This is a genomic window from Caviibacterium pharyngocola (assembly GCF_002795405.1).
GTDB lineage: Bacteria > Pseudomonadota > Gammaproteobacteria > Enterobacterales > Pasteurellaceae > Caviibacterium > Caviibacterium pharyngocola.
Window position 1 is genome coordinate 1 of the sequence record NZ_PHGZ01000026.1, and the last position, 12851, is coordinate 12851.

General features: G+C 43.5%; 13 protein-coding genes and 1 pseudogene. 9 read left to right on the forward strand and 5 right to left on the reverse strand.

What is annotated here, in order from left to right:
- The 9 genes and pseudogenes from CVP04_RS12285 to pdxH all read left to right on the forward strand — a co-directional run.
- Positions 1 to 973 (forward strand): annotated as a pseudogene (locus CVP04_RS12285) (hypothetical protein); the annotation flags it as partial.
- Positions 974 to 1086: 113 nt separating this feature from the next.
- Positions 1087 to 1341 carry an FAD assembly factor SdhE gene (locus CVP04_RS10380; protein ID WP_100297444.1) on the forward strand — a complete coding sequence of 85 codons (255 nt, stop codon included), beginning with the start codon at positions 1087 to 1089 and terminating at the stop codon, positions 1339 to 1341.
- A gap of 111 nt (positions 1342 to 1452) precedes the next feature.
- Positions 1453 to 2028 (forward strand): RNA polymerase sigma factor RpoE, encoded by a 576-nt coding sequence (rpoE, locus tag CVP04_RS10385; protein WP_100297445.1) that lies wholly within the window; start codon positions 1453 to 1455, stop codon positions 2026 to 2028.
- Positions 2029 to 2073: 45 nt separating this feature from the next.
- Entirely contained in the window at positions 2074 to 2655 is a 582-nt protein-coding gene (locus tag CVP04_RS10390) for a sigma-E factor negative regulatory protein (protein ID WP_100297446.1), read from the forward strand.
- Between the two features lie 75 nt (positions 2656 to 2730).
- On the forward strand, positions 2731 to 3687 hold the full coding sequence (rseB, locus tag CVP04_RS10395) for a sigma-E factor regulatory protein RseB (protein WP_100297447.1): 957 nt from the start codon (positions 2731 to 2733) through the stop codon (positions 3685 to 3687).
- A 5-nt stretch (positions 3688 to 3692) separates the two neighbouring features.
- Positions 3693 to 4130 (forward strand): SoxR reducing system RseC family protein, encoded by a 438-nt coding sequence (locus CVP04_RS10400; protein ID WP_100297448.1) that lies wholly within the window; start codon positions 3693 to 3695, stop codon positions 4128 to 4130.
- Between the two features lie 12 nt (positions 4131 to 4142).
- Positions 4143 to 4646 carry a molybdopterin-guanine dinucleotide biosynthesis protein B gene (gene mobB, locus CVP04_RS10405; protein ID WP_100297449.1) on the forward strand — a complete coding sequence of 168 codons (504 nt, stop codon included), beginning with the start codon at positions 4143 to 4145 and terminating at the stop codon, positions 4644 to 4646.
- Positions 4647 to 4655: 9 nt separating this feature from the next.
- Positions 4656 to 6053: a DHA2 family efflux MFS transporter permease subunit gene (locus CVP04_RS10410; RefSeq protein ID WP_100297450.1), complete on the forward strand. Its 1398-nt coding sequence runs from the start codon at positions 4656 to 4658 to the stop codon at positions 6051 to 6053.
- Positions 6053 to 6685 carry a pyridoxamine 5'-phosphate oxidase gene (gene pdxH / locus CVP04_RS10415; RefSeq protein WP_100297451.1) on the forward strand — a complete coding sequence of 211 codons (633 nt, stop codon included), beginning with the start codon at positions 6053 to 6055 and terminating at the stop codon, positions 6683 to 6685. The genes CVP04_RS10410 and pdxH overlap by 1 nt, the downstream gene beginning before the upstream one ends.
- A 17-nt stretch (positions 6686 to 6702) precedes the next feature.
- Here pdxH and kdgK read toward each other — a convergent pair whose 3' ends face one another.
- From kdgK to uxaC, 5 genes are read right to left on the reverse strand one after another with little or no spacing between them, the layout of a single operon-like run.
- Positions 6703 to 7626 (reverse strand): 2-dehydro-3-deoxygluconokinase, encoded by a 924-nt coding sequence (kdgK, locus tag CVP04_RS10420; RefSeq protein WP_100297452.1) that lies wholly within the window; start codon positions 7624 to 7626, stop codon positions 6703 to 6705.
- 8 nt (positions 7627 to 7634) lie between these two features.
- On the reverse strand, positions 7635 to 8267 hold the full coding sequence (locus CVP04_RS10425; protein ID WP_100297453.1) for a bifunctional 4-hydroxy-2-oxoglutarate aldolase/2-dehydro-3-deoxy-phosphogluconate aldolase: 633 nt from the start codon (positions 8265 to 8267) through the stop codon (positions 7635 to 7637).
- Between the two features lie 10 nt (positions 8268 to 8277).
- The gene (locus CVP04_RS10430) at positions 8278 to 9765 is read right to left on the reverse strand and encodes a UxaA family hydrolase (protein ID WP_100297454.1); all 1488 of its coding nucleotides are present in this window, start codon (positions 9763 to 9765) and stop codon (positions 8278 to 8280) included.
- Between the two features lies 1 nt (position 9766).
- Complete coding sequence (locus tag CVP04_RS10435; RefSeq protein WP_100297455.1) at positions 9767 to 11224, reverse strand: tagaturonate reductase; 1458 nt, start codon at positions 11222 to 11224, stop codon at positions 9767 to 9769.
- 13 nt (positions 11225 to 11237) lie between these two features.
- A complete protein-coding gene (gene uxaC, locus CVP04_RS10440) occupies positions 11238 to 12650 on the reverse strand; it encodes a glucuronate isomerase (protein ID WP_100297456.1) in 1413 nt (470 codons plus the stop codon).
- Positions 12651 to 12851: the final 201 nt, after the last annotated feature.

The following is a 12851-nucleotide window of genomic DNA, read 5'->3' on the forward strand; positions in this document are numbered from 1 at the left end:
GGAAAAACCAAAAGCGGAAGAAAACAAACCGACCGAGCAAGCGCCGAAGGTTGAAGAAAGACAACCTTCCGTACCTCAGCAGCCTGAAGTAATGCCGGAAAAACCAAAAGCGGAAGAAAATAAACCGATCATACAAGCACCGAAGGTCGAAGAAAAACAACCTTCCGTACCGCAGCAGCCTGAAGTAAAACAGGAAATTCCGAAAATGGAAGATAATACGCCTCAAAAACCAAGTGAAGAAAGAAATCCGCCAAGCGAACCGGTTGTTACCTATCGCACGGATGGTACGAATCAAAACGGTTCATTTACGCCAAAGATCGAAAACGGCAAGGTCATCGGTTATGAATTTACTCGACTGTCCCGAGAAGAAGCAGAAAAATTATTCACAAAATATGGTGCGGAGAAGCCTTATGCTAAAATGTCCGAGATGGAGATTTCTTTAACATCGGATTCAAGCGGTGAGGAATATGCATTTATCGTGTTGGCGGATAATTCCGGTTATGGCTATTATAAAGTTGCGACACCGATTAACGACGAGAATATTGTCGATGAAACACAAAAGCAAACCGGCTTTTTTGCCCTTTATGACAGCGAACTTGTAAATGATCCCGTCACGTTAGATGCGACTTATAAAAAAGAAAAAGGATTTATATTCGCTACGAAAAATAATTCGAATATTGCAAAATTCGGCGATGTGGAAATTAACTTCACAAACGGCAGAGCGGTAGGCAAAATCGTTCAAACCAAAACCGAAGGCGGTCAGGAATATTTTGATGTGAAAGGAAACACGTCCAGTCTGCAATTCGAACCGTCGAAAGATAGCAAGGAACTGCTTAAAATCAATACCAAAGGCATAATGAATCCGAAATTTTTAGATTCCGAAAAAGGCAAAGGTGATCATAAATTTATTACCGGCACTATTAATACCGATGACTGGTACGGTGTGCTCGGTGCGGAAAAAACCGCAGAATAATCGACCGCGCTTTTATCTGAAACCCGACTTTCGTCGGGTTTCTTTTTTTCGTCGGGTTTACAGTTTTCATCGGCGTTGTTACTATTAGCAAACCGTAAATAAAGGATCGCAAAATGGATAAATATAATAAATTTCGTATCGAATGGGATTGTCGGCGTGGGATGCTTGAGCTGGATAAAGTGATTATGCCGTTTTTTCAACAGCATTTCGATGACTTGCCGGAAAAGGAAAAAGACGTGTTTTTACGTTTATTAGCCTGTTCGGATTTACAACTTTTTTCTTGGTTTTTTAATCGCGGCGAAGCGCCGGATCTTGAATTACGGCAGATGGTGACGCATATACAGGAAAAACTCAATTTAATAAATTAAGCCAATCTTTACAAAAAAGATTGAACTTTTTGAATTTTACCCCCTCTAATAAAATGCAAGAGCTTGCTGTCTTTAATATTAAGGCTTGTTAGAGGTGATATAAGAGGTTATATGGCTGAACAGCTAACGGATCAGGCTTTGGTAGAAAGGGTACAGCAGGGAGATAAGAAAGCCTTCAATTTGTTGGTATCGCGGTATCAAAATAAAGTGGCGGGATTGTTAACCCGTTACGTTTCGCAAAACGATATTCCCGATGTGGTACAAGAATCATTTATAAAAGCCTATCGCTCCATTGATTCTTTCCGAGGTGACAGCGCTTTCTACACTTGGCTTTATCGAATCGCAGTAAACACTGCAAAGAATTATTTGACCGCACAAGGTCGTCGCCCGCCGAATGAAGATATTCTGGCGGATGAGGCGGAAACCTACGATGTGGGCACAAATTTACGGGATGTGGATACGCCCGAAAATGAAATGTTATCCGCAGAATTGAAGAAAATTGTTTTCGATACCATTAACGGTTTGCAAGAAGACTTAAGAACGGCGATTACGCTGCGCGAAATCGAAGGATTAAGTTATGAAGAAATTGCCGAAATAATGGATTGTCCGGTGGGCACGGTTCGTTCGAGAATCTTTCGCGCACGGGAAATTATCGAAAATAAAATTAAACCGCTTCTTCAACGTTAAACGAAATAGCACAATCCGACACAAAATCGAAACTTGGAGTTTTATATGCAAAAAGAGTTACTTTCAGCATACATCGACGGCGAGCAAGTAAGTAACGAATTGACCGAAGAACTTTGCCGCGATGCGGATTTACAAGAATCTTGGGCGCATTTTCATACCATTCGTTCCGTTATGCGTAACGAAACGGACGTGCTATTAGGCGCGGATTTCAGCGCAAAAATGGAAGCGCTTATCGAGCAAGAAGAAATTCGAATTGCGCAACCGACAGTGTCTCAGCCGACGGCGGATGAAGTGGAAAAATCTCCGTTTGCACAAAAATTAAAAGCGTGGTTTGCACCGATGATGCAAGTTGCGGTTGCCGCAGGCGTGTGTTTGGTCGCCGTGACCGGTTTCCAATCTTTCACCACGGCAAACAATGCGAAAGAAATGCCGGATACACCGGTATTGCAAACTTTGCCGTTTAATAATTCGGTACAAGAAGTTAGCTATAACGCGCCGGCACGCGACGTGGTCACGCCGGAACAAGTCGAGCAAAAAAGCAAACGGATCGGTGCAATGTTACAGAATTACGAATTGCAACGTCGCGTGTATGCCGATAGTTTAAGTATGCAACGTACTGAAAAATAATTGTTTTATCCATACGGAATATTCACCACCATTTTTGGTGGTGAATTTGTTTTTAACTCGGGTTATAAATGTATTATGTTGAAAACGTTAAAAAAATTCACCGCACTTAGTTTCCTGCTCGTTTTTTCTTCCGGCGTATTCGCCCAACAAGCGCTTGAACCGAAACAGCTGCTGGAGGCAATGCGCGAAGCGAAAGAAAAACTGAATTATGAGATCGCCTTTGTGCAAACCACGCCGGTTAATATGGAATCCTTGCGCTATCGCCATTTAAATTACGAAGGTAAAACTTACGCCCAACTGATCACCTTAGACGGCGTGCCACAAGAAATCGTGCAGCGCAATGGCGTGATCAGCTATTTCCAACCGAATTATCAAGCGTTTTCTATTAACGGTAATCATATCGTGGACAGTTTACCTTCGGTGCTGCGCAGTAATTTCGAGGTGTTGGCGAAATATTACGACTTCATTAATATCGGCAGAAATCGCGTGGCGGATCGTGTGGTGCAAACGGTTAGAATTTTGCCGAAGGATGATTTCCGTTATCAATATCTCGTGTTTATTGATGAAAACAATCATCTGTTATTGCGCAGCGATATGCTGGATCGCGAAGGCAATTTGTTGGAACAATTCCGCGTGGTGAATTTATATATCGGCGACGGCTTACAACAGCTTTCCGGTTATTTGGATAATGTGGTGTTTCCGCCGCTTTTGACGGAAGCCAGCGAAAAAGATGCGCCGAAAACTCGATTCGATTGGCATCCCTCTTGGTTGCCGAAAGGGTTTGAATTAATTAACGCCAGCGTGGAAGTGGACGGCGACAATACGATAGAATCTCAACTTTACAGCGACGGTTTGTTTTCGTTCACTGTATATCGTTCCGACACTATTATTCCGCAAGAACCGGAAAACGCGTGGAAACAAGGGCCGACCACTTTTTACACGGAAAACAAAAACGGCAAAGAAATGACTTTTATCGGGCAATTACCGATTTCCACCGCAAAACGTATCGTACAAGATATTCAATTTAAGTAACGCTTATGTTAAAAGAAAGTGCGGTCGTTATTCATTACGAATCGGGAACGGCGACGGTAAAATGCCAATCCCAATCTGCCTGCGGGCAATGTGCGGCAAAAAGCGCTTGCGGAAATGCCGCCTTGTCCGAATTAACCGGCGGCGTCGGCGAGCATATTTTCAGCGTAGAAACTTTAACGCCGTTGCGCGTCGGGCAACGGGTGGAAATCGGCTTGCCCGAACGTTCTTTAATTCAATCCGTTCTCCTCATCTATTTATTTCCTTTAAGCGTGTTATTACTCGGCACGCTCACCGCACAATATTTCTTCCGCGAAGAATTATTCGCCGCCCTTTTCATCTTTTTTTGTACCGCACTTTCCTTTATTGTGGTACGTTATCTCGCAACAAAGTTACAAAAAAAATCCGCTTATAAGCCGATTTTACTCAAAGTTATCTCAAGCTGATAAGGATAAAAAATGCTTCCAATGCTCGGCATTACCGGATATAGCGGTAGCGGCAAAACCACATTATTGGAAAAATTATTACCGCACTTGGCGGCGCTCGGTTTGCGCGTTGCCGTGATCAAACACAGTCACCATAATTCACAAGTGGATAAAGCAGGCAAAGACAGCTGGCGAATGAAAGAAGCGGGCGCAACGCAAGTGGCGTTAGCGTGCGATCAACGTTGGGCGCTAATGACCGAAACGCCGGCGCCCGTGTCGCTGCATTATTTGGCGCAACAATTTGATCCGCAACTGACGGATCTGATTTTGGTGGAAGGCTTTAAGCAAGAACCGCTCGACAAAATTTTATTATATCGCCAAGCGGTGACAAAGCCTTTGCCCGATATTGATGAAAAGGTGTTGGCGATTGTCACCGATTATCCGCTCGACACGTCGCTTCCACATTTAAATATCAATAATATTGAGGAAATCGCCGCCTTTATTTATAACTATTGGCAAAAGTGCGGTGAAAAATAGAACGATTTTATGAACGAACACAAAACTTATCGCGGCTTGGCGTGGATTGCAGCGGTTGCCTTTTTTATGCAAACTTTAGACGCCACCATTCTCAACACAGCTTTGCCGGCAATTTCGCGAAGTTTGCACGAATCGCCGTTGGAAATGCAGCTGGCGATTATCAGTTATGCCCTAAGCGTCGCCTTGTTTATCCCGTTAAGCGGTTGGCTGGCGGATAAACACGGCACGCTCAAAATTTTTCGCCTCGCTATCGGTATTTTTGTGCTCGGTTCCATTGCCTGTGCTTGTGCCAATTCTCTTAATACTTTGGTTGTTGCTCGGGTGATTCAAGGTTTCGGCGGCGCGTTGATGATGCCCGTCGCGCGCTTAGCAATCATTCGTAACGTGCCCAAACTCGAATTGCTCAATGCGTGGAATACAATGGCAATGGCAGGTTTAATCGGCCCGATTTTAGGCCCAATTCTCGGCGGTTGGCTAGTTACTTACGCCACTTGGCATTGGATCTTTCTGATTAATATTCCTATCGGATTACTCGGAATGTTTATCGCCGGATTGTATATGCCGAACAGCAAGGGCGTTGCGCGTAAGTTGGATTGGATCGGGTTTATTTTGTTTGCCGGCGGGTTAGTCGGGTTAACTTTAGGCTTGGATCTTATTGCGGAAAACGTCACGCCGAACGACATTGCTTTTTTGATTTTCATCGTTGGAATAATTTTTTTAGCTTTATATTATGTTTACGCACGCCGCTGTGCGCAGCCGTTGTTGCCGCTAAGTTTGTTTCACATTCGCACCTTTCGAATCGGTTTCATCGCCAACTTATTTATTCGGTTATGCGGTTCGGGAATTCCGTTTTTATTGCCGTTGATGTTCCAAATTATTTTCGGCTATGGTGCGGATCTCGCCGGTTGGCTAATGGCACCGATTGCACTTAGCTCGGTTATCGTAAAAACCTTTATCGGCAAGGTGCTGAATAAATTGGGCTATAAAAAAACGTTATTGACGGCATCATTCGGTATGAGCCTTGTTATCGCACTAATGAGCTTGTTACATAAAGACACGCCGATTTGGCAGATTATTCCGCTGTTAATGGCTTACGGCGCCTGTATGTCGATGATTTTCACCTCCGTCAATACCTTAACCGTCAGCGATTTATCCGATCAACTCGCCAGCGCAGGTTCTACAATGTTAAGCGTGATTCAGCAAGTAGGTATAGGTGTCGGCATTGCGGTGTCCTCCGTGCTGTTGGGCTTATATCGCAGCGCGCAGGGCGATAGCGGCGAAAGGTTGCAACAGGCGTTCAGCTATACCTTTTTGACATCCACGATTTTCGGCGTAATATTATTGCTCGTGTTATCGCGGCTTCACGCGCGCGACGGCGAACATTTGCAACATCGGAAGGAAGCATAATGGACTTACACGACATACGGGAAGAATACAGCAAACAAACGCTGGATGAAAAACAATGCAAAAACGACCCGCTCTTACAGTTCGAACAATGGTTGAATGAAGCGATTGCGGCGAAAGTCAACGAACCGACGGCGATGAATCTCGCTACCGTTGATCCGAACGGCAAACCCGCCGCCCGTATCGTATTATTAAAAGAAGTGAACGCGGAAGGATTAGTTTTCTTCACCAATTACCTGAGCCGCAAAGGGAAGGGCATACAGCACCAACCTTTTGTGGCGTTGACATTTTTCTGGCCGGAATTGGAAAGACAAGTGCGCGTGGAAGGTCGGGCGCAAGAATTGCCGGCGGAACAATCCGACGCTTATTTTGCCTCGCGCCCTTATACCAGCCGAATCGGTGCGTGGGCGAGCGAGCAAAGTGCGGTCATTTCCGGCAAAAGTTCGCTAGTGGCAAAAGCGGCGATGATCGCCGCCAAATATCCGCTTAATGTGCCGCGTCCGCCGCATTGGGGCGGCTATCTCGTGATTCCTGAGACGATGGAATTTTGGCAAGGTCGTCCGAGCCGTTTACACGATCGAATTCTCTATCGTCACGAAGCGGGTTGCTGGACGACCGTCCGCTTATCGCCTTAACGCGTTATCATCGCCGTTTAAGCAAATAAATGCACCGGAATAATCGCACCGCGATGTTGAATCACTTGTCCGGCAATGCGATGACCTTGTCGGGCGGATTGAATTTCATCCGAGCCGCTTAAACGGGCAGCCAAATAACCCGCGCTGAACGAGTCGCCGGCGGCGGTGGTATCCACCACATTTTCGATTTTTTGCGCCGGTATGTCATAGCGTTGTTCTCCGCTTTGCACGATACAACTTTCCGCGCCCCGTTTAATCACGATTTCCTTGACGCCGAAGGATTGCGTGCGTTCAATACAATGTTCTAACTCATTGTTATCCCACAATTTATCTTCATCATCTAAGGTCAAAAACGCAATATCCGTTAATGCCAACATTTGTCGGTAGGCTTTTCGGGTAGCCTCTTTGTTTTGCCACAAAATCGGACGGTAATTATTATCGAAAATAATTTTTCCACCGTTTGGTTTAAAGTGCGGTAGGAATTCAAATAGTTTTTGCAAACTTTGTTCATCTAAAATTGCCAAGCTGATACCGCTTAAATACACATATTGGCATTGCATTAATTGTACCAAAATTTGCTCGGTTTGTTCCGTTTGCAACCAATATTTCGCTGCCGAATTATTGCGCCAATAGAAAAACGAACGTTCACCCTGCTCATCAGTCACGATAGAATACAAACCCGGTAATTTATCGCTTAAACGTTGTACCAATCCTGTTTGTACGCCTTCTTGTTGCCATTGGGTCAACATATTTTGGCTATAAGGATCCGTGCCTAGGGCAGACACATAATGCACGGCAAATTGCTCCGCCGGAAGTAATCGGGCAAGATAAACCGCCGTATTTAACGTATCACCGCCAAAACCCAAGCGAAGATCGCTGTTTTTTTGCGATAACTCGATCATACATTCGCCGATGATCGCAATATTTTGACTGACGCTCATAACCGATCCTATTTCAATTTTTCCAGTGCGGATTTTGCTAATGCGGTGATTTGCGCAAAATCGCCTTGCTCAATGGCAGAAGTCGGTACAAACCAAGTTCCGCCCACACAAAGGACGTTTTTCAGTGCCAGATAATCTTGGTAGTTTTTCTCGCTGATACCGCCTGTCGGGCAGAATTTAATATCAGGGAACGGGCCGGAGAAAGCTTGTAAAGCTTTAATGCCGCCGTTGATTTCCGCCGGAAAGAATTTTAAATAAGACAGACCGTATTGTTTCGCCAACATTAATTCGGACGGCGTAGCAATACCCGGAATAAAAGGCAAATCGTGGTTTAGACTTTCTTTTAACAAGGCTTCCGTTAATCCCGGTGTGATAATAAATTGCGAACCGGCATCGACAGCTTGACGAAATTGCTCCACATTAGTCACCGTGCCTGCGCCCACAAGGGCATCCGGCAATTCTTTACGCAATAATTTAATTGCCTCTAGCGCGCAATCCGTGCGCAACGTCACTTCCAATATACGGACACCGGCGTCTAGCAAGGCTTTTGCCAATGGCAAAGCATCCTCTAATTTTTTAATTGCAATCACCGGTACGATAGGCGCAGCCGTTAACACATCAAGTGCGGTCAGTTTTTGCATAGTTTTATCCTTATAGGGTTACGCCACTTTTGAAAATGGCTAATTCTCTAAATTCGTTTAATTCGTTTTTGGTCGGTTTGCCGTTCACGGTTTCCACCACCAAATCCACAAAATCCGCTAATAATTGCGCCATAGAAACATCATACACTAAACGTCCGGCATCAAAATCTATCCAATGTTTTTTCTTTTGTGCTAATTCGGAGTTGGTGGCGATTTTCATTGTCGGCACGAATCCGCCATAAGGCGTGCCGCGACCGGTGGTAAATAACACCATATGGCAACCCGCACCGGCTAATGCGCTGGTAGCAACGGCATCGTTACCCGGCGCACTCAATAAATTCAAACCGGCTTGTTTCAGACGTTCGCCGTATTTCAACACATCGACCACTTGGCTATGACCGGCTTTTTGTGTGCAACCGAGAGATTTATCTTCCAAGGTGGTAATTCCGCCGGCTTTGTTGCCCGGTGACGGATTTTCGTAAATCGGTTGTTGGTGAGCAATGAAATATTGTTTAAAGTCATTCACCATTTGTACCGTTTTATGGAAGGTGGTTTCGTCTTTACAATGGCTCATTAAAATTCGTTCGGCACCGAACATTTCCGGTACTTCGGTCAATACGGTCGTACCGCCGTGGCTGATTAAATAATCAGAGAAATTGCCCAACATCGGATTGGCGGTAATGCCGGAAAAACCGTCCGAACCGCCACATTCCAAACCGAATTTCACTTCACTCAATTTGCCTGCTTGACGGCGATCTTGACGCATTACGGCATAAAGTTCATTTAGCAAAGCAACACCTTGTTCCACTTCATCATCATAATGTTGCGACACCATAAATTTCACTCGGCTTTCATCATATTCGCCCAAGCTTTCTTTAAATGCGTCCACTTGGTTATTTTCACAACCTAAACCGATCACCAATACAGCTCCGGCATTCGGGTGTTTCACCATATTCTGCAACATAATTTTGGTGTTTTCGTGATCATCGCCCAGCTGCGAACAACCGTAACTGTGGTTAAAGGTAAAAACACCGTCAATATCCGTTAAAGCGTGCTGTTGCATAAATTGCTTTTTAATTTGGTTAGCGATGCCCACCACGCAACCTACTGTCGGTACAATCCAAAGCTCGTTACGAATTGCCACATCACCGTTATTACGGCGATAAATTTGCACGTCACGATCGGGCATTTGCTCGGAAAGTGCGGTCAATTTCGGCAAATATTCGTAATCATTAATGTCTTTCAAATTGGTTTTGACATTATGGGTATGAACGTGTTCGCCGGCTTGAATATCGCTTAAGGCATAACCGATGGGATAACCGTATTTAAGCACGTTTTCCCCTTGGGCGATTTTTTGCACGGCGAATTTATGCCCGCGCGCGATGTCGGCGGTCAACGAAAAAGATCGTTCACCCAAGGTAATCGGCGTGCCGTTCGGCAAATCTTGCAACGCCACCGCCACATTATCTTGCGGCTGAATTTGAATAAATTGTTTCATTTTATGCTCCGCAATATTGCGCCAATGCCTTTCTCATTCCCACGGATAAAATGGCTTGCACTTGCTCGGTCACGGTTTCCGCCAACGCCGGAATTTGAGTTAAATCTTGTTCCCAGTGCGCTTCTTGGCTTAATACGTTTTGCACTAAGTCACGGACAGAAAGCTGTTGATTATCAACTAGTTGCCACCAAGTTTGGAAATTTTCCAACCAGAACGCATCATCTTGCAACGGAATCGGCTGATCGTTGCGCACGCCGCGATAAAAGGCGATTAACGCCGCTAACGCAAAGGTTAAGTGCGGTGGTAATTTTTGGAATTTTTCCACATAAGCGGTTAATTGCGGCAAATTACGCGTGCGGTATTTGGTCATACTATTCAAGGCAATAGACAATAATTGATGTTGAATAAACGGATTTTGGAAACGGGTAATCACTGCATCGGCAAATTGTTGTAACTCGTCTTTCGGGAGCGAAAGCACCGGAATAATTTCATTTTCCACCGCACTTTTCACAAAGCGACATAGTGTTTCGTCCGCCATTGCCTCGCCCACCGTATCCACACCGGCTAAATAAGCAACCGGCACTAATGCGGTATGCGCACCGTTTAAAATAGCGACTTTACGTTCTTTATAAGGCTTAATATCATCAACGATTAACACATTGAGTTTCACCTGATCCAAACGCAATAATTTTTCCAGTGATTTCGGACCTTGAATAACAAATAAATAGAAATGTTCCGCCGTATCTAAGAAGGTATCTTTATAACCAAGTTCCTGTTCCAAACTTTCCACTTCATTGCGCGGATAACCGGTCACGATACGATCCACTAAGGTTGAACAGAAGGTATTGGCATTTTCCAACCAAGCGATAAATGCTTCGGAAAGCTGCCATTGTTGCGCATATTTCAAGACTAAGGCTTTCAGCTGCTCACCGTTATAATCGATCAATTCGCAAGGTAAAATAATAAATCCTTGCTCGTTATTACCTTGGGTCACGGCAAAACGTTCATACAATAAACGGGTCAATTTCGCCGGATAGCTTGCCGGCGGACGATCATCAAACTTATCTTGTTCGTTATAACTGATACCGGCTTCCGTGGTGTTGGAGAAAATAAATTTAATATCTAAATTATGCGCCAAGGCTAAATACTCATCATAGCTTTGATAGATATTCAACTCATTGTTCACCGAACGGATAATTCTAGCTTGTTTCACCACTTCGCCTTGCTCATTTAACCCACGAATAATGGTGGTATAAAGCCCGTCTTGGGTATTCAATAACGGCGGAAAATCCGTGTTAATCGGACGAACAATAGTCACACCGGCATTTAAATCCGTTTGTTCATTTAATAAATCAAGCTGCCAATCAATAAATGCACGCAAAAAATTCCCTTCACCGAATTGAATAATTTTGGTTGGGTATTGAGCGCCGGGGAAGTTTGTGCGGTTAAGTTGTTTCATTTTTTCGCTCCCATTAATTTAATTCAATTTCAAAATAATTTTTCGCATTATCAAAACAAATATCAGAAACCATTTGTCCTAATAATTTAATGTCGTTTGGTGCTTCACCATCACGCACCCAATGACCAATCATTTGGCATAAAATACGGCGGAAATATTCGTGGCGAGTATAAGAAAGGAAGCTACGGCTATCTGTTAACATACCGACAAAATGTCTTAATAAACCAAGTTGACTTAATTGGGTCATCTGACGAATCATTCCATCTTTTTGATCGTTGAACCACCAGCCGGAACCGAATTGCATTTTGCCTTTGATACCTGCTTGTTGGAAATTACCAATCATTGTACCAAGCACTTCGTTATCTCTTGGGTTTAAACAATAAAGAATCGTTTTTGGTAAGCTGTTATTGGTTGCTTGTGCATCTAATAATTTAGAAAGTGCTTGTGCGATAGGTTCGTCGTTAATGGAGTCAAAACCGGTATCTGGTCCAAGTTGGCGTAACATAAAGCTGTTGTTATTTCTCAATGCACCGATATGGTATTGTTGTACCCAACCACGTTTATGATATTCCGTTCCCAAGAAAGTTAAAACAGCGGCTTTGAATTTCGCCACTTGAGACTTATCTAACGATTGACCGGTTAATTTTGCTGACAAAATTTGATTTAATTCAGCTTCTGTGCTGTCTTCATATAATACAACATCAAGGGCGTGGTCTGACACTTTGCAGCCGTGCTGTGCAAAGTAATCAATTCGTTTGCTTAATGCTTGGCATAATGCGGCGAAATTGTTAATTTCTATATCTGCTACTTGCCCTAGTTTTTGAATGTAATCATTAAAGCTCGGTAATTCAATGTTGAAGGCTTTATCTGGACGGAAACTTGGCGCAACTTTTGTTTTAAAGTTTTTATCTTCAGCAATAGTGCGATGATGTTCTAAAGTATCAATAGGATCATCGGTTGTGCCGATAAATTTCACGTTCATTTGAGTGATAATGCCTTTAGCGGAAAAATTCTCTTGAGCTAAAAGTGCATTACCTTGATCCCAGATTTCTTTTGCGGTTTTCGGAGAAAGCAATTTATCAGTAATACCAAACGGGCGGCGTAATTCCAAATGTGTCCAATGATAAAGCGGGTTGCCGATAGTCATTGGAACAGTTTCACACCAAGCGAGGAATTTCTCGTAATCACTTGCATCACCAGTACAAAAACGTTCATCAACACCATTTGTCCGCATTGCTCGCCATTTGTAATGGTCGCCTTTTAGCCAGATGTCATATAGGTTTTTAAATTGGTAATTATTTGCAATTTGCTCAGGTGGTAAATGACAGTGGTAGTCAAAAATCGGTTGATTTTGGGCGTAGTCAAAATAAAGTTGTTGGGCAATATCAGTATCAAGTAAGAAGTTTTCTGTTAAAAAAGTAGTCATTTTATCTCTCCATAAAGTTGGCTTTTATCTTTTGCTAATATGTTATACCAAATTTTATCTGGTTTTTTAACTTTTTTTGTGGCAAGGCTCTCATTTTTATAAATTTGTATGACATCTTTGAAATTAAAATGATAGGATTATCGTGAAAATTGATTGTATAAACTATTTTGCTTTAATTTATATAGTCAAAAAACAAAGTTG